Origin of the sequence: Serratia marcescens (assembly GCF_029846115.1) — a bacterium.
Taxonomy (GTDB): domain Bacteria; phylum Pseudomonadota; class Gammaproteobacteria; order Enterobacterales; family Enterobacteriaceae; genus Serratia; species Serratia marcescens_L.
Genome location: NZ_JARVZZ010000002.1, coordinates 16,389 through 40,907 on the forward strand (window position 1 = coordinate 16,389; position 24,519 = coordinate 40,907).

A 24,519-nucleotide genomic window follows, 5' to 3' on the forward strand; every position below is an offset into this window, starting at 1 on the left:
AGAACGCCATCAGGTCAGGGTCGCCGGAGACGCGGCGTAGCCGCCCTGTTTTGATAGATTTCACCTATCCCATCCCTCGTCCTGCAAGACTAATTCCGCTAAATGCGACGTATATCTTTGTGTGCGCCGTCGGAGTGGTCACGACGAGGCGTAGCCGCAGTCGGGGCGTATCTCCGCGTTAGCGGGCCGTTAGGGCCGCTTACGGGCGTGTATGAAGAACGCTCAGAAACATTTCTGACAGCGATTTGATTTCTAGTTACAACACTTATTATTAAAAGCGGCATTGTTCCGGCCCCTTAGGCCGGGGCGACGGCGCTTTTCAGCGGTGGAGAGGAGAATTGTGGAGCTGAGGTTGGTGAGTTCGATTTGCTGATAATTTTCGTCGGTTCTGATTTGGGTGCAGATTCTTTTTCCTGCAGTCATGACTGCAGGTGCTACTTTAGGTTTTGCTGAGTGAGATTGGGATGTTAAGGGCGATGTTGTTTTTTGCTCGAGCGAAGTGAGGGAGGTACTCAACAGCAACGGCGTAAGCCGGTGCGCTGAGTGACTCCCTTTTTAAAGGGCATATTTTGTTCAGAAATAACCTTCGGAATTAAGTCTATTTCAAAGTTCTTTTTCGAAGTTAATTCGGACTACGAAATTAATGACGAAGCTAAGGATTTGTTCGTTGCAGTTCGTGGCCAGCAATGCCCCGGATCGACGTCGGTGGCCGCAAAAATCACGTCGGCATCCCCCGAAACAGCCTGGCCGAATAGCCAACTGGCCATCCGCGGCGGAAAACAGGCAGCACAAACCCCCCGCGGGTAAGGAAGGGTAAAAATTCTGTATAAGAGAGGATGTTAGACGGGGATGGCGCCAGCGCGCTCCAGCAGCAGGCGGTAGAACGCCTCCGGATCGCTGTTCAGCAAACCGGGCTGTTCATGTTTGAGCGTATTCTCCAGCTGCATTGCCGTCAGCGGCGAACGCCCCATCGTCCACGTTACCCAGGCCTGATAAAAACCGTTCTGCTTCTGGCGCCGGGCGGTGGCCAGCTTTTTGATGCCGGCAGCGGTGTCATCCAGCAGCGTATCCAGCCGCTGTGCGTCCTGCTGACGTCTGGCCAATTCGTTGCCAATCACCTGCTCCACGTTGCGCTTGAGGTTTTGCAGATCGGGACTTACCACCCAACGGCGGATCTTTTTCAGCCGGTTTTTCAGCGAGTGCTTGCGCTCGATGTCGATCCCAAGATGCGCGATGCGCACCAGATGGCGCTCGTATTTCTTGCGCAGGGTTTCCGTCAGCCCGTTTTTGATGGCCCACAAGCGATATTGATCCAGCCACTGACGAATTTCGTCCACATGGATTCCGCGGCTGGTAAAGAAGTTCTCTGTCAGCCAGATGCGCAGCGGCTTGTTCTGACCTGTGTCGGTATCCTGCCCACGCGACACGATGAGGTAGTCCAGCTGCTCGAGCACCGACAGCGCGTGCAGAGCCACGTCATACGCCTTGCGGCCGCTTTCGTAAACGTGCAGCACCCCCATCGATTTGGCCACATCCTCAAAAGGCAGCATGATCTCAAACGGGTAATCGCTGTCCGGGTTGTAATCGCAGTTGGCGCCCAGCACCATGGAAAGGACCGTCAGTGCCTCACGGCTCTCCGACCGCGCGGCAATGCGCATCGGTTTGGGACGGTAGTCCGGGTTATTACGTTGAGTATAGGGGATATACCCCTGCCGGCGCAGATCGATCAGGTCATCATTACGCCGCCAGTCGTGACCGCTCATGCGCGCCACCACCTTGCTCGCCATGCCCTTCGGTACTCGGCAGCACAGATTGGGGGTGTAACGACGATGAATTTTTTGTTGCCCGCGTCGCAACGCATTAGCTTCGCCACGCCGGGAGTTACGGGATTCATTGATGTTGTGCTCAACATTCGCAAATTGGCTATTCAAGTAGCCCTACGCTTATGTTGCGCCGAAGGAGTTGACCTTTAAAAGGCATAAAACTATACTCCCTGCATAGAGCAACGCTTCTATACAGTTTTAAGTGAGCCCCGTTAATCTTTCGTCTCCGCCAAGAAATGAGAAGATTATCGGGGTTTTTGCTTTTCAGTGTTCCGATAACAGCCTCGGAACCCCTTCCCTGCCACCTTGCGGCGTGGCCAACCAAAAATTCTGCTAAACGATCAGTAATCTAGCATTCACGGCTACAACGATCAAGAATGTGATGTCGTTGCATTTCAAATGTGTCTTGTCGACTCCATTTCAATCAATCGCTCAATCATTTCGGCCTGTGTAATACCTTCTCGTTCACACATGCTTTGAAGTTGATGCTTGAGTGAGTCTCTAACAAAAACACGTACTTCTTTGTGTGTGCTTTTCTTCCGTTCCAGAGAGATTTGCTGCCGTTCAGCGGCGCTCAACGGACTCCCCTTACGATAGGAACGTTTCGTTCTCGATGAGGAAGTTACTACGCTTGCGGCTTGTGACATTTCAGCCTCCCCAAGGATCTAAAAAGGATCATTTAGCAGAGACTACTACAAAAACCTTGGCTTAGCAGCTTCAAAGCGATCTTTTCTATCTAGAACCAATGATATTGGCGGATATTGCCCTACATACTGAGATCTGCATCACCGATTTTTTACCGTCTTAACGAACCAACCAGGCGAGCAACGCCAGCATCAACAAGTGCCCTACATAGCCGTATAAGAAAAATCCTCGCGGCAATAGGCGCCGGTGATTGCCCTGGACACCAGGAACAACCAGTGGAAACGACCCCATAATCAACAGTGCCGGTAACACAAGGCCGGCCAGCATCATCGAGACAAGTAGATCGGCGTTGAGCATCAACACGCTAAGGGGCCAGGAGATGATGGACAGGCCCCGTACCTGCCAAACTGTCGTTACATACCCCGGAAGAGAAACGCATAACCCATAACTGGCCAACAACACCAAAATGCCGGCAGTACCGTAAGTTCCGTCTGTAGCACCATACACATCCCACAAAAACAGCAGAACGCCACCGACCAACAACGGATTAGGCGAGCCTTTGCTTATTGGCCGTGAAGCCAGCACAAGCGCTTGCGTTACCACCGCAAACAAGAACAAGATGTTCGGATCAGTTAATGGCAGCCCGTCATAGCGCATCACCAGCCAGTAGCCCGGCTGGGCAACAATGGCCCACAACCAGAGTCGGGTCGCCGGCGCCTGCCGGACGGGACGGACAGCCAGGTTGTAACCCCACAGTAGCGCAAACAGCGGAAATGCCCCCCGCCCCAGCAGCAACAACACCGGCTCATGCAGCCCCAGCGCCCGGTTGGCGTGGTCAAACACCATCAGCACCAGCGCCAAAAATTTCAGTACGTCCTGCTGCAGCGGGGTGAAGCGCACCACTTCGCGCACCTGCTGCAGTTTTCCGCTGTGCGGATCAAACATCGCCATCCGATTTCCTTTCTTAGTAAGTCGACTGCCAGTCCTGGCCCTGCGCCCAGCGGGATTGCCAGTGCGCCAGGTACTGTTTGGCCACCTCCGGCATGTCGCGCAGCACCACCACATTTTCTGAGTTGGCGCGGTGTGCCGATCGGCTGAAATTAAAGCTTCCCGTTTCGGTCGTCACGCCATCCACGACGATCACCTTGTCGTGCAAAATCTTATAGCTGTTGACTGTCCTGACGTTCACGCCGGCGTTGGCCAGCAGGTTCAGTGCCGCCCGGCCGGCGCCGTTCTGGTTGGCCTTCGCATCGACCACCACCCCGACGGTCACGCCGCGCCGGTGCGCCGCCATCAGCGCCCGCGCCACCTCCGGCGAGGTAAAGGCGTACCCCATCAGGCGAATATCGCGCCGCGCCTCGCCGATAACGCTCAGTACCAGCTGCTGCGCCGACCCTTCCGGCGAAAAACCCACCTGTATCGCCGGTGCCGCCAACAGGGGCAACGCCGGCAACCAGCCGCTGAGCACCAGGGCGGCAACGCCCAACACGCGGGCGGGGAGTCGCGGCGTCTTATTCATGCTCGCCCCCCCTGTTCAGCCGCGCCTGCAGGTGCTTCAGGCCCATGAAGACCAGCAGCGGCAGCGGGACGAGCGCATTGCGCCAATACAGCGGCAAGTCGCTCAGCGTGTCCCACTGCACATATCCCCAGAGCGTCGCAGCCCCGGACAGCAAGACCACCGCGGTTAACAAGATGCCCTGCGTCGTTGATACGTTTTGGGTTGTGTTCATTCGTTTTTTCCTTTAGGTAATACCGTGCGAGGCAGGGGCTCGTCACCTGTCTCGCGCGGCGTTGGACAAGCGCAGCGCGTCAGTCGCCGCCCAGGGTTTTCTCTTTGTTCAGTTCTCGCTCTGGATGGGTATCCCGCACCAGGTTCTGTTCGTCCTGCTGCAGCCGGCTGCGGGTCGATACCGGCTCGCGCGCCACCTTGCGGACAGCGGCATCGCGCAGCAAGGCAGCATCCTGGCCCGTCACTTCCCGCATGACCGCCTCCGGCAGACGGTCTTTCACGTCTTCGGCGCGCAGTTCGCCGCGCGCAAGCAGTGCACGCAGCTGTTCGTCATTAAGCCCGGCCAGCCGCTGCGGATCAGGATCGTTCGTTTCACGGCCCAGTTTGTCGGCCTGCGCCTGCAGTTCACGCTGCAGGCGTTCTTCCGGGCTCTCCGGCAATTTGATGACACTGTCAGCCGCGCCGCTCTCCCGTGCAGTGGCCTTGAGCGTTTCGTCATTCACCCACACCCTGCCGCCGGTCATCGCCTGGGGATTGAACGGCACGTCGTCCCCCTGCAGCCGCACCACCACGCCACTGTCGGGATAGCGCGCCGCCAGCCGGATACCGTCCTGCATCGTCCCGGCCAGACGGGTCTCGTTGTTGCGGCTCCCCTGCAGCGCCAAAAATTGCGCGCTGTCACTGCCGAGCACCCGGCCCTGCGTCGGCAGTCCACCGACGCTTTTCCCCTGGGTGTCCGCCAACGGCGCCAACCAGGCGCCGGCCGCTTTGCCGTTGGCGTCATACATCGGCAGCATGGCGTGGGGCTGCGGGTATTTCTTGCCCGGCGACACATAGTGCGCCAGCGTGTCGCCGGTAAGCTGGCTTCCGCGCAGCACCGCGCGTCCCAGCGCGTTTTCGGATAACGAGCTCGCTTTGCCGTAGAGGTCGACGGCCGCTTTCTGGCTGCCCGGCGCCATGCCCAATACCGCATCATGGGCCGTGGTGCGCGCCGTCGCCTTGCCGATGGCTTTCAGCCACCCGGCTTCGTTATCGGTGTACACCTGCACATGCTCCTTGGCACGCGACAGCGCCACATAGGCCGACGCCCGGTTGACCAGCGGCTCACGCCCGCCTTCCACCCCCTCGAGCGTGATGGCAAAACGTTCGCTGGCCCCCTGTGCGCCATGCGCGGTGATGGCATAGGCCAAATCGACGTGCCGGTCTTGTTGCTGCTCGCGGGGATTGACGGTGCGGGTTTGCTGCCCATCGGAAAGCGTGACCACGTCACCTTTTATCGCTTCGACCGTCCAGGCGCTGTTGGCCACATGCCCGCGCTCGACGTCCGATTTGGAGAAACGCATGCGGTCGCCCACGCTCACCTCGATGGTGCGCGGGTTGTACAGCGTGACGCCTTCGCGCACCGCACTGGCCGGGGAAAACTGCCGGGTGTTGCCCTCGCTGTCCTGCAGGCTGACGGTACGGGACTGACTGTCGATGTCGGCCATCCGGTAGTAGGTGTTATCCAAGAGGACAACGGCGTCCCGGTTGCGCGCCCAGGTCTCCAGCTTGCGCAGCTCGCCGTCACGAATATTGGCGGTCTCCAGGATAGGCAGACTGACTGACTCGCCCTTCAGCTCCCCGGCTGCCTTACGCTCGCCGTGAATGCCGGCATTGATGATGTGCCGGTCGGCATTGAGGTGGGTGATGATCAGCGTATCGCGCCGGGCCGCTTCGGTGCGTCCCAGGTAATCGCTGACAATCGCGGCATGAATGTCATCCGGCCCCTTGGCGGGATATTCAACGACCGACTGCGTCGGCACCCAGGCATCGGCTTGCCGGGGTACGTTGGCCGGCGCCACCGAGCGCACCACGTCCAGCGCGCCGGGCACATCGTTATCAATCATCTTGTACACCGCCGGCTTCAGCTCGGGAGTCTGGCGTACAATCTCTTTCATGACCGCCATGTCGATGGCGCTGCGCCCCTGCGCCAGCCGGAACGGCGCGCCCGGCGCAATCGCCTCCAGTTGAGCCTCGTCACCGCTCATCACCGCGCGGCCGTTGCCCTCGGCAATCAGCGCGTAGGCGCGCGCCATGTCGCTGTTGCCCACCATCGAACTCTCATCCACCACAAACAGCGTGTTGCGGTAGTCCGGTTTCTCGCCGCCGGCGACCTTTAGCCCCTCATCGTGCAGGAACGATGCCAGGGTTTGCGCATCGACGCCGGCTGCCTGCATTTCCCCGACCGCGCGGTGCGTTGGCGCCAGCCCGACCACGCGGGGCCGTTCACTTTCAGGTAGCTGATTTATCCCGGCCAGAACGGCTTTGAACTGGGTGGTTTTCCCCACACCGGCATAGCCCTGTATTGCCACAAAACGGTCAGTTGTGGTTAAAATAAGGTCGACAGCCTGCCGCTGTCCCTGGGTCAGATACGGAGTCACCTTTCCCTCCCGCTGGCCGGGGCCGTCCTCGTTGTGGGTTTTGCTACTGGTTGTTACCAACGGCGGCAGGCTGTCCTTCCCTTCAGCAATCATCCGGATAATGCTTTTCTCTGCCTCGAAGCTGGCACGCGAGACCAGCAAGTCCGCCCCGACGCCGGGCGCAACATCCACTTTCAGCAGTTCCCCGCGTTTGACCTGCGCCTCGATTTCCGTCTGGATGGCCTCCATCGACACGCCTTTGGCCGCAAAACCGAGACTGCCGGCAAGCAGTTTGGCCTGACCAAACGCGACGCTATCTCCTTCCAGCGTCGGAATGGCCAAATGAATGGCCTGCTGCGCCGGGGTAAACAGCCCCGATTTTTGCCCGGCGATCGCGGCATCAAGCCCCTTCTCACCAGCCAGTTGTTTGACCTGCTCACCTGCCAGACGGTACGCCGGATGCTGAGCGACTTTCTCCTGCGTCTTGCGCGCATCGAGCGCTGAATAGAGGGTGATGTGTCCGCCGCTGCGGGCGATGCCTCTCAGTGTGGCGCTGTTAAGCTCGTTTTTCTTCACCGCGGCATAGACCGCTGCCGTACTGCTCACCGATGCGCCGAGGCTTTCCACATACGCCGGCGCCACCTTGACGGCGTTGAAGATGTCGCTGCCGACCACAAGCACTCGGTCCGCCAGCTTCTGCGTCGCATCCGGCTCGCCGGCCACGCGCACCTGCAGCTCGCTGGCGCCGGCACGAACAACCGTCAGCGCCGTGCCGGCCTTCAGCGCATCCTTGCCCCGTCCTTCCTGACCCAGCACCCGCAGGCGTTCGCCGTCGGCAACACCCATCGTACCGGCCCGGAACAACGACCAGTCCTTGTCCACGGCTTTGACGGCAAGCGTATGTTTTTCACCCTCGGCGTTACGCAACACCAGGTTGCGCGTTTGCGCACCGACCCGGTCGATAACGAACCGCTCGCGCTGCCGGCTCTCCGCATCCCAGCGTTCCATCACCATGCCTTCCCGGTAGGTATCGATGGCACCCCGATTTTTGTTGTCCAGCCACACCGGCGTCAGCGTGGCCACATGGGTCTCTTCTCGTCCCAGCAGCCCGGTATCTTTCAGCTCGTCACGTATCATGGCCGTCAACTTCCGCTGGTCGGCCGGGCCGTTGACCTGCGCGACCGCCGGCCGGTCTTCAACCAATGCCTGCGCCACGCCTTTGGCCAGCTGGCCGAAGCGTTGCGCCTTGTCCGGCTCGCTCACCACCTCTGCCACCGCCGCCTGACGGCCACTGAACTGATAGCGCGGGATACCGGCCTCTTTCATGACGGCAAGGGCATTGCCCGTTCCCTTGCGCTTTTCGGTATCCATCAGCACCAGCTGGACGTTGTTACGCACCGCGCCATCCAGCAGCGCTACGGTCTCCTTGAGCGTCAGTTTCTCTGCCTGGTCAACGACCAGCGTGCTGTTCGGCGCAAACAGCGCCTCGCTGCCGAGCGCAGCGCGCGTCACCACGCGGCTTTCATCGAGATGGACGCTTTGCTGCAGATACTGCTGTGACTGCCGATCAACGGTCAGCACGGTGGCGTCGCGGCCCTGCTCACGAGCCAATTCCACCACTTCCGCCACGCGGGAACGGTTTACCGATGCGCCTCCAATGCCCGACAACACCGCCATCGCCGGCGCATGCTGCGCCAGCTGCTGCACGGCATCGCTGTAGGTTGGTATGCTGCCGGTACGCGGGTCAGACTTTGGCGCGCCGATCACCACCGCACTCTCGTCAAGGTGCGTGCGGCTCAGCTGCGCCACGCTCAGCTCATCGAGCAGATGAATATCGGAGGTAAATACGCCTTTCTCCTTGTCGAGCGGAATAAGCTGCTCGCGCTCGATGGCGCGGTCGATGCCGTCGCGTACCGCGTCCAGCATGCCCGGCTCACCGGAGAGGTAGCTGATGGCCTTGTTGGCCACCTGGTTGTGCGTGAAGTTGACCTGCCGGTCAGACAGCGCCGAAATGGCTTGTCCCACCGCTTGGTCGACAAGCGCGTCGCCCCCCGCTTCCAGCGGCGTCGGGGACGGCGTCACCATCGTGCGAGACTGCGCCTCCGCCAGATAGGCTTTGGCATCAAAGCCGGCGGATTTCATTTCCTGCAGCCACTCGACCGCCAGGGCCGCCGGATCGCTGGCGACCTTGGCCTTGCGGGTATCGAGCGTCGCCATATCCCGTGATTTGAGTGAGGCATCTGGGCCGGCGGCGGCGTCGATGGCATGGTTGCGTTTGGAGAACACGTCAATCACGTTCTCCATACCTTTAAACTCCCACATGCCGTGCGGCCCGACGTTCTCGGTTTGATACCCCATCGCTTCCGCATCCTGACGCAGCACATGGCGGTATATCTGCCCGAAAGCCACCTGATTGGCATAGACGCTCTCAATAAACCCGGTCTTGCCGACCGTATCGGAGGACAGCGTCTGCCACTTGCCGTCATGCTGCGTGACGTTGGCCACCACCGCATGGGTGTGCATCTGTGGGTCAAGGTCGCGTGAGGTATCGTGGTTGAACAGCGCCACCACCAGGTTGCCGGTCAGTTTGGTCTCTGAGACGCCATCAGTCATGCTGCGGGTCGAGGCCAGTTTCTCCACCTCCCGCACCGCGACTTCTACCGCGTGGTTATGCGCGGCAATAAGGCGTTTGTCGCCGCCCAGCATCGCCATGATGGAGACACTTTTGGGCGCCGAAAACGTCAGGTCATAGCCGGGACGGTGTTTGTTCTCGCCACCGACCATCCGGGTCAGGTCGCTGCCGTCCGGCAACTTGCCTTCCAGCACAGCGACAAAGTCTTTGACGTCCACCTTGCCTGTCAGGCCCAGGGCTTCCGCACCCTGGCCCACCCAACGTTCGTCCATGCTGCCCAGCACATAGTAGTTGTCCTGATGGGTGTAGTAGTCGCCGGCTTTACCGGCGGGTCCGACCTGGCCAATGCTCATCATCAGAATTCATCTCCCGGTTCGCTGTTCCCATGATGAATTTCGGCCAGCTCGCGCCGATGCCTGTCGATATTGATATTGGTCTCTTCACGGCGCTGCATGGCTTGCTGCCCCATAGACTGCTGCTGCGCCTGCCAGGCTTCATATTGCGCAATGTCCACCACTTCGCCGTCGCCACTGATACCGGGGGGCAGCTCCCCCCGTTCTGCATCATCATCACCGTGCGCCGGTTTCTGTTTCAGTTCCGCCTCCTGCCCCCCTGTCGCGGTGGCAACAGCTGACATGACAGGCACATCACTAGCGGGGTTCTCTGTCGGCGCCGTACTCACGGCAGAGACAGGGGCATCAGCGGGCTTGTCCGCACTGGCCGCCGGCAGGATAGGGGTAGCAGCGAACAAGGCATCCATATTGCCGGTTTCGGCTTCCCGCATTTCGATCGCCGATACAAGCCGCCCATCGGCAGCGGCATCCATCTTGCGAGGTTCATAGGGGTGCGCGACCTGCCTGACTTTTTTGTATACCATCTGCAGCCTGACGGCCGGGTACGGCCCCGGCAGCGTCACATAGCAGCACAAATCAGGCAGCGTCTGGATGTCGCTGTAGCTCACCAGTTGCATGCGCTCCAAATCCTTACCGACGGACACCCCGTCCCTGACAGGGTCAGCCCCGTAGGAAAACTGCTCGGAGGCCTTGCGATACTCTTTTTCACCGACTTCGCCGGCGGCGAACTCGGCACCCACGCGATCCGGCACGCTGAAGAGGAAACGGGTGCGCAGCACCCCGAACAGGGTGGCCGCCGCCTTGACGCCATAAATATCTTCAAGCTGAGAGTAGGTCTGGAATCCCAACACAAAGCATCCGCCGAACTTGCGCGCTTCCGGAACGATGGACACCAGGTCCGGCAGCTTGTGCAGGGTGGGTAATTCATCGGCAAAAATCCAGACGCGGCGGTCCGGGTTTTCGCCCATCGACAACAAGCTGTGTGAGGCGATTGAGAGCCACATGGAGATCAGCGGTTTGAGCGCCTTGTGGCTGGCTGAATCGGAGGTCAGGAACAACCAGCCGTTTTTGCCGTTGTCCTTCACGCCGCGCATCCAGTCACGGATGGTGAACGATGCCCCCAGTTTCTCCACGCCCTGCATGTAACGCAGCGCTTTCGCATAGTTGGTCAGCACGCTGCGAATGGAGATGGCGGTCTTCTCGATTTTGCCGTCCACCAGGTTGGCCGCCGGCGTGCCCTCGAGATAAGCACGCAGCCGCGGCAGATCGATGGACAACAGCGTATTGAGCAACTTGGCGTAGCTGCGATCTTCGTCATTGCGCATGCGGTAGGCCGCTTCCACAAAGATGGTGCGGGCCGACCCCTGCCAGAACGGATCTTCGTTGCTGCCCATGGGGATAAGGATATCGGCGACGTTCTCAAAATCCGGCAGTGTCAGACATTCCGACCATAAATCCCAGCCGACGCAGCGTGCATCCTGCGGGTTGAGGATTTTATCGTGCTGCGGATCGTAGTAGTCTTTGACAAAATCACAGGACTTGTCGTAGACAATAACCATGTCACCGCGTTTGCGGGCATAGTCCATCACCTTGCGATACAGCCGTGACTTACCCGTACCGACGCTGCCCATGGCGCAGAAGTTTTTGACCTCGCTGTTTTTTAGCAGCGGCAGCCCATCAATAATGATATCGGACGCCATACCATCGCGTTTGAGCATGTTGGCCACCACCGCAGGGTTATCGGTGAGTGTTCGCCCGCCGGTTATTTCATCCTCGCTCTGCTGCTTGCCCTGACGGCCAAGTATCCACACGGTGACCACAAAACCCGTCACACACGCGGCCACCGCCACGATGCAGGCAAAGATCCCTTCACGCCAAATCAGCTGACCGCAGTAGGAGACGTAACTGTCGAGCAGCACCTGTTTGGCGGTGTAGGTCAGCGTCTTGCCGTAATAATCCAGATGGTAGAGGGTCTCTGACGGCGATATGCTCGGCCAGCCTTCCACCATCCAGACCCACCAATAAATCAGGCCGTTCGTGAGGTTCTGGATGGACACGCGCCACAACAGCGTGCAAATCGCCACCAGGAAGAAGGCGATAAACAGGCAGTAGAAAATCAGGTTGCCGATCTGCGTGAACATGCGCAGGCGCATAAAGGCGATCTGCCCGCCCTGCGTCATGTCCTTGGCGTTAAAGCTCATCAACACCTCCCTTTGCTACGGCCAGAATGCAGGCTTCACGTTCACTGTCAGTTAATCGACTGAGAGCCAGCAGGGCACCGCGCATCACATGAGAAGGACTGTAGAGGGGGTTCTCAGCCACCATACGCTGCAGACGCCCAAACGTACCGTCATCGAGCCGCAGGGTGGTGGTATGCGTTTTGGCAGAGATCTTAGCCACCGTTACTCACCTCCCTGTTTGCGGGATTTGATAAGCTCCAGCACCGAAGAAAATACGGAAAGGCGGTAACGACCTATGTCGGCTGCAAATATAAATGCCAGAATAACCATCGCAGCTATGGTCACGAATGTATACAAGAAAGAACCTGCTTTACTGCTTTCGGCAAAGCAGCCGACAAAGAAATTTATTACTACGAATGTCATCAAGTAGTATTTGATCTTATTTTTCACTAAAGCAAAAACTTTCGACTCGTTCCTAAAACTTGACGGAATAGCTAGATATAGGCTTCTAGTATTAAAAATAGCTATAGACACCAAAAAACCGAGAAAAGCTCCAAATCCAATAGCTATTACTATCCCTTCGGATGGTTCACTAAGTATTCCGAACGCAATAAAAGGCCACAATACTAACCAGGCCACAAGAAGCATCCCCGGCCATGCACAGTTCCAAAATGAAGGAATTTCAACATCGCCGGTCTCAAAAATGGACTTAAGTTTCTTTGCTTCTTCTTGTACCGTCTTATGTGTAATTGTCATTTGCCACCCCGTTCTTTATTGAATTTATCCTGCATAACTTTCGCTTTCTCCATCATTTCATCTTGACTACTTGCACCTGGAATACCTTCCTGCCTACCCTTTTCAAGGGTATAAGTTTTATTTTGTGCAGTTCGTTCTGATGAATGATGTTGCTGCAGTTCGTTTCTCTGCCCTTCAACATTTTGCTGTTGACTATGAATATCTGACTGAGCTTTTTGTTGGACTGTTTGGTTATTATCAACCATACCATTAACCTGAGTCCCCACATCATTGCGTATTCCGGCTTGTGAGGTTCTGTTTTCAACCGCATTCTGGTGGTTTTGATAATCAGCCTGAATATCCTGGCCTGAGCCTCCACCACCAACAGACCCCATGCCGGCGCCAAGCGAACTGCTGCTGGACTGGTATTGTGCATCCACCTGCGGCGCCACCTGTTCACGCACAAAATCACGCGCAAGCGACTGACGCGCGGCAACGGCATCCTGCGATTGCCCGGTCAGAATGTTGCCGGCGTCATTTGGTGCCTTGTCCATCACGTACTGCGCAAACTGCTGGCTCAGGTTCTCGCGCATATCGCCACTGAGACTCTCGGTACGAGAAGCCTGCTGTGACAGTTCCTGGCTGCGGGTATGTGCACTGCTGTATTGTTCGTAGCTGCTCTTGGCGCCTGACAAGGACGAAGAAAGCTGATCAATACGCGAATCTGCATTGTTATCCGTATGACTGCCGGACTGACTGGTTCGCTGGCTGGTCAGGTATTCCATCCCCTCCTTAAAGTCGGCAGCGGCCTGAGCGCTCTGGTCGTGACGCGCATCCTGACTGGACCTAGTACCACTGCTGGCTGAATGCGCATCATGGTCAGTCCCTTTAAAGCCAGCAGATAGACCTGCGTAACCTTCAGCTGTTACTCCATTGCCTAACACCTTGAGTCCATAGCTTCCTCTAACACCGCCTCGCACTTCTCCACCGCCAGAAACATCCATCGAACGTGATGCCAATTCGCTGGTTGCCTGCTCTTTGCTGACATTGTTGGCATTGGCATAGCTTTCCACTGCGCTCGCCATTTTGTGCGCTGCGATGCTGGACTGGCTGTTTTGCGCCGTGTCGGCACCGTGGGTCATGCTGTCGCTGCTGCCACGCTGGCCGGTAAACTGCGACAGCTGCGTCCAGGCGCTGCTGATATTGCTGTTGAAGCCTTGCATGGATGTCTGCGCCTGGGTCTCGGCTTCCCGTGCCATTTCCTGCTGCGCGGTCGCAATCTGCTTCGTCACACCGATATCCACCGGCAGTTTCGATGTCGAGCCGGTTGAGTCAAACACCTGACTGCCGTCCGCGGTCTGGGTTTGCGAGCCCCCTGTCGACAACTGTTTAGTCATCTGGCCGGCGCGCACGCTGCTGTTGGTATCCCAGGTGTTACCCTGCACGTTGTCGGTTTGCATGTTGTTGAAGCTGTAGTTGGCATCCGATACGCTCATCGCCGCCGACGACGCCGAACTTTGGTAGGCGCCGGTCATGCTGTGGCTGACGCTCATCAGCCCCTGCCCCAGCCCTTTGGCGATATACCAGGAGATGAACGGGATCATGCTGGAGATATAGCCGGCGGTATTGGCCAGATCGGAGTAGTTCAGCTTCACCGTAGACAGGTTGCTCAGCACCACGGGCGAGCCGGCCTTTTGGCCGTAAAACGCCATCGCGCTGTTGAGAATGGCGTACAACAGCGGCCAGCTCATTACCCACAGCCAGCCGAACACATAGTATTTGGCCACTTCCTTGCCCTGATTCACCATGCCGACAATCACCAGAATGGGGAACATCCCCATCATCATGCCGATCAGGATGACCTGCAGCAGCGGTAAGGAACGCATCATCACCTGCCCGAGCGTGGCCTGGGACAGGCGCTGCTTCTCGATGGCCGACGTGCTGGCGATGTTGAGCATACCCGCCGTGTCACCGCTGCGCGCCGAGTAGCTCATGATGCCGCTGCGCAGGCCGTTCATGACGATGTTCTGCTTGATGATGTCGCTGGCCGTCTTCTGGTTCTGGTAAAAATACTGGTAGCTGTTCCCCAGCAGTTGAGCAAACAACTGATTACTGTCCGGGCGACTGCCAAACAGGCGGCTCGCATAATAAAGGAAGGTCTGGCCGGTATTACTGGTATCGTGGACAAGCAGATTCTTGAGTGGCCCGGCAACCTCCTCACACGCCTGGAAGCGGCCGTCCTTGTTGAACACGCCGCGCAGCGGGCTGGGGCGGCTGAAAATCAACGTGTACGGTTCGGGCGAATTCATCAGCTCATCAAAACTGTACTTACGGTTTAGCAGGATATCGCCCACCACGCAGTTTTGAACGTAATCGCTGAACAGGTCGCTCAGTTCCGGGTTACGCGAGGTGAAATCGGTGCTTTTTGCCACCAAAGACGAGCCGAACAGCATGCCGGTCTTGCTGTAAGTCACCGCATCCGGCTGGCTGAACACCATTTCGTAGCCCAGCACCATGGCGTAACCGATGCGGGTGATGACGGTTGCCGGCAGCACGATCCCCAGCGGCACATTGGCCACCCGCTGGATCGAACGCTGATTGGACAGATCGATGATTTGTACAGGCTGCGCCTTGGTCAGCAACGCCGAGGAGAACACCAGCACAAACACCCAGCCCAGGATATCCATCAGGTCGCGGCGCGCGGTATACCGCACGGCCAGCACCAGCACGCTGATGGCCACCGCAAAATTCCGTATCCAGTCCCAGGTATCGGTCTGCATGAAGGCCGCGATCGCGTTAAGGTTCTGCGCCAGCCACTCCGAGCCGCCGATGACATAGATTTCCGTCATGTTATTGCGCCTCCCCGAACTGATAGTTGTTCTGGTAACGCGTCAGCATCTTGCTGGACACCTGCTGGCGCATGTAACGCATCTGCTGTTCGACGACCAGCAGGGCATCGGTCTGCACCTGTACGCGCGATTGCAGGGAGGCGATAAGCTGCCCGGCCTGCGTGAAATTGTCATTAATCACGTCGATAGTCGACTGCGGGTAGTTCCCGGTTGCCAACATGGCGCGCGCACCGCCCATCAACTCCTGCAGGTACTGCATCAGGATGTCGTATCCCACATAGTCGGCCAACTGGTGCACCATCGCATTGGACACGCCGAGCATCTGCGGGTCAGTCAGGTAGGTCAGCAGGGGTACATGCGTGCTGGAAATCAGTCCTTTTTCCTCGTCGCTCAACTTATCGTCGCTGCGCGCCTTGTTCTCAATGCTGAGCAGCATCTTTTTGATTTGCCCTTTCAGGGCCTTGTCACTGCTGATGGTGACATCGGTGTCAGCCACCACCTTCAGGCACTTTTCGCTGTCGTTACAGTGATAGATTTTGGCGGTGCCCCCCTCCATCAATGCCTTGATGATGCTCTGATCGGTGGTGCGTGGCGGCAGCGGCGTGATTTCGCCGTTGGGGCCGAACACCAGCGAGCCGGTCAGCGTCATCACGAACTCCTTCAACTCCTTGTTGCCGTCGAACATGCGGTTTTTGGATAACGCATCCCACATAATGTTGATGTTCTTGGAGATACGCTCCTTGTCCTTGTCCCCGGCCTTATCCAATACCGAATTCATTTTCCCGCCCACGGTGCACCCCTGCTGTGACGCGGCCCAGTCGGCGAAGATGTTGGATTCACCGGCAATGTCCTGGCAGATTTTCTTCTGATAGACCTGTGTGCGCGGGAACAGCCCGCCGACAATGCCCTGCGCCGCCTGGCAGCTGCTCATGTTCATGCCATTGATGTCGCTGGCCATTTTCTGGATGAAGTCTTTGGCATCTTTCAGCTCCGGCACGGTAGTCTGCAAGGCCAGATCGAAGAAGTAGCCGGCGGCGTTGGACATGATCTGTTTGGTAAAGCGCTGCAGCTGCTCGCCGTTGATAAAGCTGAACGCCCCCAGGTACGCATCGATGCCGCCGCAGCCGGCATTGATATCCGGCAACGACATCGAGATCAGCTGAATTTGTTTGACGCCGGTACGGGCATAAATCGAGCCGCCCGACGCATAGCCGGCCGCCTGCCCCTGCCAGACCGCAGGTGCCGTGGTGTTGGACGCAAACCCCAGCTTGTCAAAAAACTGGTTCATGTCGCTGTTCATATCGGCGACGGCCGGGGCAACGCTCGCCAGCCCCAGCGTCAGGCCGATAAAAAGGGCACGTAATTTCATGCATCCTCCCGGCGCTGGCGAGACTGGCGGTACATGCAGCACTTTTGCCACAGCAGGGTGATATAAAGGCTAAACAGCCCCAGACTCTCAAAGACCAGCGCGACCGCGAGGCACCCGGCTGACAGCGCGGCAAACATGGCAGGCATGAAGTACATCAGTACGTTCCACATGTTCATCATATGAAACTCACGCGAGTCCGCAGCGTACTCTTTGACAAATGCATGTCCAAACCACCAGTGACTGACCATCCAGAGTGCGACGGCCGCCACAAAAAACAGCACCGTCAGATGAAGAAAAATAGTAAGCCGCGCGCTGTCACGCTTGTATTCCGCACGCGCGCTGGCAATACACTGTTCCGGAGACCCTGCGCCCAGCTTGGCAGTAATGATGTGACGCTCTGATTTATTCACGGTGATCTCCTCTTAACGTTGCTTCCTGTAATACGGTGTCGAGACGCGCCATAAAGCCGCGCTCATCGCTGGCCCCCTGGATCATCGGGTAGGTCGCCAGCGTATTGACGTTCACCAAAAACGTTGTCGGCGACGCCACCGGCAGGCCGGGGAAGAAAGTACGCATCACCTCCGGCGGCGCCGGAATGGCCTCCGGGAACGTGGCATCGCCCTGGCCGTCAAAGGTGTAGGCGAACACGGAAAAGCCGACCCGTTCCGACAGCGATTTCAGCAGCGGATCAAACTGGTGGCAGTACGGGCAGTGCCCCTGCATAAACAGCACCACCTTCCAGTCATTGAGGTTGACGCGCGCGCCGTTGCTGAGCGTAAACCAGCGTGGCGCTGCCGCCGGCCGCGGAGCGGGGACGGACGTCGCTGATGGCGCCCGATTGACGCCGGCATTTTTCTGCAGCGCCGCTATCTCATCAATTGTGGAGCCGTGCGCCAGCCCGGTTAACAGCAGCGCCAGCCAGGCGATGTTAGCGATCCGCATTCTGCACCTCCCCGGCCCCGTGCTGTTCGTCTGTGCTCGCCTGTTCACGATGTGCCGCGATATAGGCCTGTTTTTCCGCCTCGTCGCGCTGCCGTTTGGGGACGCGCGCCAGCTCATCGAGGATTTTGTAACCGCCGCACACCGTCAGGGTGAGCGCGATAAACTCGGCCAGCGTCACCGCCATATCCGGCGCCCGGTGCACCAGGCCGGCGACGATATGAAACCAGATCCCGAAGGCCGCGACCCAACCGCCGGTCGCGTCGATGTCAGGGAATTTCAATTTTCGCATTCAACGCTCCTCAATAATTGGGTTTGAAGTCGGTAAAGACGTTCAGGAACTGTTTGGCCAGATCGTCCTGGCTGATAAAGCCGTAGGCCAGCGGCTTGACCGCGCCGCTGCGTGGGTCAACCAGCACCAGCGCCGGGAAATGGCTGACGCCCAGCCGCTGTGACTGTCCCGCATCGCGCCGGCTCTCCGGCATCGCAGGATTGACCACCCCATCAACGGTCACCGGCACCACCGACAGCCCGTAGCTGTCCCGAAAACCCTTCACCACGCTCACCAGCTGACCGTCGATCGGCTCGGCGCCGCGATAGAACAGCATCAGCCCGTACTGCTGCGCCATTTTGCCGATGGCCTCGCGCTGCGCGGCAAAGTCGGCGGCCAGCTGGCTTTTCACCGTGCCGTTGTAGTGGCTGTGCTTCAGGTTGTAATCCAGCTCAGGGTGCGCTAAAAACGCGCGCTGCGCAGAGCGCTCAAACAGCCCCGCCTGCTGGGTAAAGTAGTTCTGCATCTGGAAAAACTTCACAAAGTTCTCCGTGCTGGGGTACAGGATGGCGTCTGCCAGCCGCTCCTTGAGCGACTGCTGCAGCAACTGCAGCTTTTGCAGTGCCCCGGCCGGTGCGACAGGGGCTGCAGCCGGCGGTGGCATATCGTCGTCAGCAGGTTTGGCCTCCCGTTCATACCACTGCCAGCCGCCGGCCTGCGCGGTGAACGCCGCGCCCAGCAGGCTCAGGCCCAACAGCGCTGCCGCCCTGCGGTTGGCCAACCCGCGTGCCGCCAAATTGAAATTTGAAGTCCCGCGCGTTTTCACTTGCCTGCCTCCTTCATGCGCTCCGCAATTTGCTGCTTAACCTTCTCCAGCAGGGCCGCGTCTTCCGGCACCTTCTGATTTTTCATCAGGTCTTCATAGAAATTGGCAAAGTCCAGCTGGTCGAAGTTGATGCGCTGCAGCTCGTCTACGGTAATGCCCCGGCAGTCCGGTGATTTGACGTCGCCAAAGCCGATACCCAGCTGCCATGCCCGCCCCTGCTGCTGAACAATCTGCGCCAGCTTGCTGTCGAACTGGCAGTAGCTGCGCTTCTTCTGCAGGCAGACGCCCAGCACTTTCTTGCTGCAATATTCGCCGACGCTGACGGTCAATTTGTTCTCTTTCGCCTTGCCCAGCGCCTTCTCTTCGCTGTCGCAGTGCGCCAACCCGACGCTGTTACCCCATCCGGAGTCCTTGCAGCAGTCGCTGAAACCGGCAAACGCCTTGCGGCAGGACTGCCCCTTACCGGTGAAGGCGCGCACATCGATACCATTCAACGCCGCCACGTCCTTGCCGGCGGCCGCCACCGCAGCCAGCTCGGAAACGGCGTGCGCAAAGTCGTTACCCTGAGTGCCCTTCTGCGCCTTGTCGCACTCCCCGTCCAGGCAGTACATCTGGCCGCCACACAGCATCACGTTCCCGGTAGTGCGGGTTTCGCAGGAGTAGGTCACGTTCTCGTGCAGGCACTGGCCATACTCATCGGAGAAGGCGCAGCCGTGCGTGGCAATAGTGCAGGCCGGATTGTTGGCATAGGCTTCGCAGCTGCCCTGGCCGGCCTCCTGCAGCCGATAGGTGTCGGTAAAGCGCCAGCAGCTGGCCCACACCGGGTAGGTCTGGCCGTTTACCGTCACCGTGCGTTCGCCGCCCGGCTCACTGCAAACGGTATTGACCTTCACCGCCCCGGCTTCCTGCGCCAGTGGACAGTTGGCCGGCGTCGACGTGGTCGGCACCCAGACCTGCACCGACGAACTGCCGTCGAACTTCACGTAGAACACCATCGGCGAGCCGCCCCCACCGCCGCTCAGCTGCCTGACCATCGCATCTAGAAAGGTATCCAGGTGGCCACCGGGGTCCATCGTGAGGAAAATATCAACCTGCTGACCTTGCGTGAGCGTAACGTTACCGACGTTCAGCGGCCGGCTGCCCCAGTCCTGACGGCCATATCGCACCTCATTCCCCAGCAGTGAAAAGGCCAGCGGCACACCATAGCTGTGCAGATCGTCCTGCAGCTCGAGGTATATCGACCCCGTAGTGAGCTTGCCGGTAAACGGCGCGCTAAAGGTGCCGTGAATGCGGTTGCCTTCTTTCCACCAACGGATCATCGATTTATCGATGTGTGCGTTACGGTCTTCGTAGCGGGTCTCATAGTGGCCACCGATGTCGGTGGCGCGCTCGCAGGTACGCATCACCGCCGTATCGCGCTCGCACACATGACGGGTGAACTCACTGCGCGTCACCTGCTCGGCCTTGCAGTCCGGGCCGGTCTTGCCGACGATGCTCTCGGCCTTACCCTCAATCTCCTTCCCGGCCTGGATAAAGGGCGCATCGTGCGAAATCGGCTCCTTGGGGTTTTTGAGCACCGAATCGGTCACCGCCTGCCCCACCTCGGTCTGGCCCCAGGCCGTGCCGCCATCGGTTTTGAGGTTATTGGCATCCCCGGCCGTCACGCCACCGTAATAGCCTTTTTCTTTCGGGTTGTCGGTGTAATTCGGCAACACGTTGGCCGGGTTGGTGTTCTGCAGCGTCCCTGTACCCTGACCGGCGATCTGTTTGGCAAACTCGCTGCCGGTCTGGAACACGTCATCACCTTCCGCCCGACAATCGCCGGTGGCGAAGATAAACGTCCCCAGCACCAGGGCATGTGTTGCCAGCAATCCGGGCAGAGACTTCACCAGGCGGGTCATTTTCCGCTCTCCTTGTCCAGCAGCGCCTGAGCCGTGGCTGCACAGTCGCCGTCTTTGGCGACCTTCTTCAGCGCCTGCGCCATCAGCAGGTTGCCGCGCACCACATCGAAGCCGGCCGCGCAGCGCACGACCAACGCCGGCACGGCGGTGATGCCAAACTGGGTATACGGCTGCGGGTCGATTTGCACGCCGTCGATGCCGCCGGCTTCCACCAGTTTTTGCACCCGCTGCACCGTTTCGCGCATGTCGCCATTCACCATGCCGCGCAACGTGGCAGGAATGCCGAAGCGACGCGCTTCCTGCAGCATGCGGCGCATGCCCTCTTCGGGAATAGCGAAGGAGACGAAGTACAGCGCACCCTCGGCCGGTTGCTCGGCGGCATCCTGACGCTGCTTCGCCGCCAGCTGGTCGATAAAGGACTGATCGTCCTGCGCCAGCGAACGCGGCGGCTGATTACGCAGGAACTCCGGCACCGGGGTGTTTTGGTGCAGGTCAGCCGAGCGCTTTTCCTGCTCGCGCAGCCATGCCCGGTTGCTGTCCACCTGGACGGTCGCCTGCTGCTGTGCGGTAACAACAGGATCTGCCGCCGTTTGCCCGACAGCGATCATCGGTACGGTTGCCCCCGTCAGGAGCACTGTCAGCAACCCTGTCGCCTTGCTGTATGTCGTCATGACCTTCTCCTTATAAAAAGACGCAGTTGCGCTTGCGCCACATGACGTAGCCGAAGTTCTTCTTACTGGCCGGCGAGTTGTGGCCCACCTCCCAGCGCATCACGCTGCGCCCCATCGGGTGACAGCGGGCGCTGTCCGGGTACATGTTCACCATCTGATAACGCCAGCGCTCTTTCGGCATGATCGGCGACGGGTATTCGAAGCAAACCGCCCGATCTTTGCCGATGGACTCCATGATTTGCCCCTGGCGGTGCAGCTTGAATGCCATCTTTTCCGAGACCAGCACCGACGACTGCAGCGGGCTGATTTCCTTGGCCACCCAGCCGTTGAACGGGTACATCGAACCCTGACTGCCGGCGCACCAGAACAATGCGTCGATCGGCAGATGGAAGCCGCTGGCAATGGCGTCGGCCGCGCAGGCGCCCTGCGCCAGCGGATTGGCAAAGACCACGGCTTCCGGGTTGAGAATGGTGGTCAGGCTGCTGTCCCCCCAGGTCGGATCGATTTCCGACAAGTAGGCGATGTCCATGTCCCCACCCTGCAGGCAGCCCGCGGAGGTGATGATGTTCAACCAGTAGGTCAACGGGTACTTGTACCAATGGACGTGATAGAACGCGGTGGTCACGTCCCCCTTGCCACTGCTGCCGCCGGTGCCGGTGCCAATCTTGCCGAGGTTGATGCTAAAGCCACCCAGGTTGACCATGCAGCCCGGCGAACGGGTCACGTCAGTCATGGCCATCGGCTCCCAGTACCCCATTGCCATCCCGATACGCTGAAAAAGCGGCGGCGGCATGGGGCAGAACTGGATAGGGCTGCCCGGATTGCTGGTATCCGGCAAATCCCCTTTCCCGACCGGAATGCTCCCGATCGAGAGCGGGAAGATGCAGCGCCAGCAGATATCGGTGATCGGGTTGACAAAGCGCCCCTGGCAGGCCGCATCCGCCGCCTGAGACGGCGCCGCAAACAGGCCTGCCACGACCAGCAACGCCGAGAGCCAGCACCGGATCATGCGCGACGCTCCTGGCAATGTGTCGCCCACTGCGTTCCCCGGTAAATCGCATGTACATCACCGGCGGCAACGATCCGGGCGGTGGGACGTGCTTCATCCTGCGGCGGTAACAACGCCGCCAAGGTGCTCAGCAAACTGTCGATAAGCGCCAGCTTGTCGAACAGATAAAGGCCATGACCGTCCTGATCGGCAGGCAGCTGCTCACGCAGCTCGTGGGCCACCTCACGGCACTCAAGAATGCATTTGTAGATCCCACCCTTTGCCGACGCCGCCTGGCGGATGGCCATCAACTCGCCGTGGCGCGCGGCCAGCAATTGGCGACAGCTCTGCAGCTGATTCTCGGTCGCAATAAAACGTTTACGCGTCACAAACATACTTCTCCCCTTCAGTTCGCGCTGCCGCCGGCAGGAATGGATTCGATACGCAGCCGCAAGCCGCTCGGTGCCGCCGTGATGCGCGCCGGCACCGTGGTCAGCCCGAACCGGTGCGACAGCGCCCCGCCCTGATCGAAGTAGATACGGCTGTCCAGCGCGACAGAGGTCTTGGGAATGTCGCCGTTGACCAGAATGATCTTCACCATCAGGGTCTCCGGCTGCTGCGCCTTCATCCAGGCAACCTGCTGCGGATCGTCGCCGTCGATGAAATACAGCGTCTGCACGAACGGCACGGTGGCCAGCGGGTTGATAACGTCGCCCTTGCGGGCGAACACGCGGCCCTTGTCGTCTTTCAGGTCAGAAGAGAGCTGCACGCTCGGGTCGAAGAAGCGTTCGGCATAGCGCTCGGTCTTGCCGATGCCGGCGACCGGCTCCGGACGCTGGCTGTGCTGCACGGTGCGCTCTTTGAACGCCGTCATCTCCTGCTCCCAGCGTCCACTGCGCTGCAGCTCGGTCAGCCGTTCGTGAATGGTCTGCAGCATGTCCGGCTCGGCCACCGGATACAGGTCGCCCCAGGTGCCGAAGTCTTTGGCCAACGCCATGCAAGGCAGCAGTGATAAGGAGAACACCAGGCAGACAACGCGCATCAGTGGCCTCCTGCTTTAGCCTGTGCGACCGCGGCCCGCAGCGCCGTCACATCAACCGCGCCATACAGCGGTGTCACCTGCTCCGCCCGCGCATCGCGGGTCGGCATAACGATAAAGGCGGGGGTGCCGCTGATGTTCAGCTGCTGGGCCAGCTCGCGCGTAGCCAGCAGCGTTTTCTCCGTCTCGGGCAGCACGCTCATCGGCGCGGTGCCGGCGGTCTGGAGTGCCGCGTTGACAGTTGGTTGCGACAACCGACCTTCGTTCTCACCGGAGGCAAAGACCGCATTGTGGTAGGCCAGGTAGGCATCGCCGCCTTTGAGGTGCCACAGCGTCAGGCCGGTGCGAGCCGCCTGCACCGACATCGGCCAGCGGCTGCCGAAAATGGGGAATTCCTTGAACACGAAACGCACATCGGGATTGTCACGCACAAAGTCGGCCACCACCGGCGCCATACGCGCGCACCAGATGCACTGATAGTCAAAGAACTGCACCACGGTCACGCCGCCGTCAGGATGCACAACCGGCGTCGCCGGATCGTGCAATAACGTCGCCTGCAGTTCCGGCTGCGTGGTCAACGCGGTTTGCACCGTGCGATTGGTCACGGTCTGCTGCTGCGCTTCCAGTTTCTCGCTCATCTGCAGCAGAATGTCCGGGTGCGCCAGCAGGTAATCGCGGGCAAGCGGGCCGATGGCCTCCTGCTGCGCCGGGGTAAACGTCGCAGGGACTGTGGGGCTGCTGCTATCCTTTTGGTGAGTCTGAGAAACCGCCACAGATTCAGACGGTTTGTTCTGAATCATCATCACCCGATACCCACCGGCAATGGCGAATGCACACAGCGTAATGCCCACTAAAAAGGCGGTATCTGCTTTCATGGTTGCGACTCCTTATCAACGCTGACGGTGTTGCCCCGCTGCATTCGGGCAGCAATATCCCGCTGCCGCTCGTGAGTATTTTGTTTGAAAAACAACCGTAAATAGTGATTCAATCTAATACCCTTATTTAATGAGAGTGATTCTGATGGAAACAAAACTGCGAACTTGTGTGGATTGTGGTAAACCATTAAGTGTGACCGCCCAGTCCTGCAATGAATGCAACTCAACCGATCCCTTTGGTTCGAAACGTTTTAATGACAAACTCCATGCTACTTTCGTGGCTGTGCTCGTTATC

General features: G+C 59.1%; 23 protein-coding genes. 1 reads left to right on the forward strand and 22 read right to left on the reverse strand.

Annotated features, from left to right (window positions below; genetic code table 11):
- Positions 1–98: 98 nt before the first annotated feature.
- Positions 99–284, reverse strand: a complete 186-nt coding sequence (locus QDT79_RS25150) for a replication-associated protein RepA4 (protein WP_489114257.1) — start codon at positions 282–284, stop codon at positions 99–101.
- A 259-nt stretch (positions 285–543) separates the two neighbouring features.
- Here QDT79_RS25150 and QDT79_RS24185 point away from each other — a divergent pair, with 259 nt between their 5' ends.
- Complete coding sequence (locus tag QDT79_RS24185; RefSeq protein WP_172906450.1) at positions 544–807, forward strand: hypothetical protein; 264 nt, start codon at positions 544–546, stop codon at positions 805–807.
- Positions 808–839: 32 nt separating this feature from the next.
- Here the strand turns inward: QDT79_RS24185 and QDT79_RS24190 are convergent, their stop codons facing one another.
- The 21 genes from QDT79_RS24190 to QDT79_RS24290 all read right to left on the reverse strand — a co-directional run bounded on the left by QDT79_RS24190 (position 840) and on the right by QDT79_RS24290 (position 24,224).
- Positions 840–1,787 (reverse strand): Replication protein, encoded by a 948-nt coding sequence (locus QDT79_RS24190; protein WP_172906449.1) that lies wholly within the window; start codon positions 1,785–1,787, stop codon positions 840–842.
- 431 nt (positions 1,788–2,218) lie between these two features.
- Complete coding sequence (gene repA, locus QDT79_RS24195; RefSeq protein WP_169541510.1) at positions 2,219–2,470, reverse strand: replication regulatory protein RepA; 252 nt, start codon at positions 2,468–2,470, stop codon at positions 2,219–2,221.
- 157 nt (positions 2,471–2,627) lie between these two features.
- Positions 2,628–3,419, reverse strand: a complete 792-nt coding sequence (locus QDT79_RS24200; RefSeq protein ID WP_197763307.1) for a TraX family protein — start codon at positions 3,417–3,419, stop codon at positions 2,628–2,630.
- Positions 3,420–3,432: 13 nt separating this feature from the next.
- Entirely contained in the window at positions 3,433–3,987 is a 555-nt protein-coding gene (locus QDT79_RS24205; protein WP_197763305.1) for a phospholipase D family nuclease, read from the reverse strand.
- Positions 3,980–4,198 (reverse strand): hypothetical protein, encoded by a 219-nt coding sequence (locus QDT79_RS24210; RefSeq protein WP_197763303.1) that lies wholly within the window; start codon positions 4,196–4,198, stop codon positions 3,980–3,982. Before QDT79_RS24210 ends, QDT79_RS24205 begins: the two co-directional genes overlap by 8 nt.
- A 79-nt stretch (positions 4,199–4,277) precedes the next feature.
- The gene (gene traI / locus QDT79_RS24215; RefSeq protein WP_308317201.1) at positions 4,278–9,584 is read right to left on the reverse strand and encodes a conjugative transfer relaxase/helicase TraI; all 5,307 of its coding nucleotides are present in this window, start codon (positions 9,582–9,584) and stop codon (positions 4,278–4,280) included.
- Positions 9,584–11,782 carry a type IV conjugative transfer system coupling protein TraD gene (traD, locus tag QDT79_RS24220; RefSeq protein WP_197763301.1) on the reverse strand — a complete coding sequence of 733 codons (2,199 nt, stop codon included), beginning with the start codon at positions 11,780–11,782 and terminating at the stop codon, positions 9,584–9,586. Before traD ends, traI begins: the two co-directional genes overlap by 1 nt.
- Positions 11,772–11,981 (reverse strand): hypothetical protein, encoded by a 210-nt coding sequence (locus QDT79_RS24225; protein WP_033641525.1) that lies wholly within the window; start codon positions 11,979–11,981, stop codon positions 11,772–11,774. The genes traD and QDT79_RS24225 overlap by 11 nt, the downstream gene beginning before the upstream one ends.
- Positions 11,982–11,983: 2 nt before the next feature.
- Positions 11,984–12,517, reverse strand: coding sequence for a hypothetical protein (locus QDT79_RS24230; RefSeq protein ID WP_149571959.1), 534 nt, complete (start codon positions 12,515–12,517; stop codon positions 11,984–11,986).
- A complete protein-coding gene (gene traG / locus QDT79_RS24235; RefSeq protein ID WP_308317202.1) occupies positions 12,514–15,345 on the reverse strand; it encodes a conjugal transfer mating-pair stabilization protein TraG in 2,832 nt (943 codons plus the stop codon). Before traG ends, QDT79_RS24230 begins: the two co-directional genes overlap by 4 nt.
- A gap of 1 nt (position 15,346) precedes the next feature.
- Positions 15,347–16,714: a conjugal transfer pilus assembly protein TraH gene (gene traH, locus QDT79_RS24240; RefSeq protein WP_197763300.1), complete on the reverse strand. Its 1,368-nt coding sequence runs from the start codon at positions 16,712–16,714 to the stop codon at positions 15,347–15,349.
- Positions 16,711–17,124, reverse strand: coding sequence for a hypothetical protein (locus tag QDT79_RS24245; protein ID WP_197763299.1), 414 nt, complete (start codon positions 17,122–17,124; stop codon positions 16,711–16,713). Before QDT79_RS24245 ends, traH begins: the two co-directional genes overlap by 4 nt.
- Positions 17,117–17,656, reverse strand: coding sequence for a type-F conjugative transfer system pilin assembly thiol-disulfide isomerase TrbB (gene trbB / locus QDT79_RS24250; protein ID WP_197763298.1), 540 nt, complete (start codon positions 17,654–17,656; stop codon positions 17,117–17,119). The genes QDT79_RS24245 and trbB overlap by 8 nt, the downstream gene beginning before the upstream one ends.
- Complete coding sequence (locus QDT79_RS24255; protein ID WP_197763297.1) at positions 17,643–17,945, reverse strand: hypothetical protein; 303 nt, start codon at positions 17,943–17,945, stop codon at positions 17,643–17,645. The genes trbB and QDT79_RS24255 overlap by 14 nt, the downstream gene beginning before the upstream one ends.
- 10 nt (positions 17,946–17,955) lie before the next feature.
- A complete protein-coding gene (traF, locus tag QDT79_RS24260) occupies positions 17,956–18,705 on the reverse strand; it encodes a type-F conjugative transfer system pilin assembly protein TraF (protein WP_373275493.1) in 750 nt (249 codons plus the stop codon).
- Between the two features lie 41 nt (positions 18,706–18,746).
- Positions 18,747–20,651 (reverse strand): type-F conjugative transfer system mating-pair stabilization protein TraN, encoded by a 1,905-nt coding sequence (traN, locus tag QDT79_RS24265; RefSeq protein ID WP_308317204.1) that lies wholly within the window; start codon positions 20,649–20,651, stop codon positions 18,747–18,749.
- Positions 20,648–21,322, reverse strand: a complete 675-nt coding sequence (trbC, locus tag QDT79_RS24270; RefSeq protein ID WP_308317205.1) for a type-F conjugative transfer system pilin assembly protein TrbC — start codon at positions 21,320–21,322, stop codon at positions 20,648–20,650. Before trbC ends, traN begins: the two co-directional genes overlap by 4 nt.
- Before the next feature lie 10 nt (positions 21,323–21,332).
- Positions 21,333–22,331, reverse strand: coding sequence for a conjugal transfer pilus assembly protein TraU (gene traU, locus QDT79_RS24275; protein ID WP_197763294.1), 999 nt, complete (start codon positions 22,329–22,331; stop codon positions 21,333–21,335).
- A complete protein-coding gene (locus QDT79_RS24280; RefSeq protein WP_308317206.1) occupies positions 22,328–22,699 on the reverse strand; it encodes a hypothetical protein in 372 nt (123 codons plus the stop codon). The genes traU and QDT79_RS24280 overlap by 4 nt, the downstream gene beginning before the upstream one ends.
- A 17-nt stretch (positions 22,700–22,716) precedes the next feature.
- On the reverse strand, positions 22,717–23,352 hold the full coding sequence (traW, locus tag QDT79_RS24285; RefSeq protein WP_197763292.1) for a type-F conjugative transfer system protein TraW: 636 nt from the start codon (positions 23,350–23,352) through the stop codon (positions 22,717–22,719).
- Positions 23,352–24,224, reverse strand: coding sequence for a DsbA family protein (locus QDT79_RS24290; RefSeq protein WP_197794031.1), 873 nt, complete (start codon positions 24,222–24,224; stop codon positions 23,352–23,354). The genes traW and QDT79_RS24290 overlap by 1 nt, the downstream gene beginning before the upstream one ends.
- Positions 24,225–24,519: the final 295 nt, after the last annotated feature.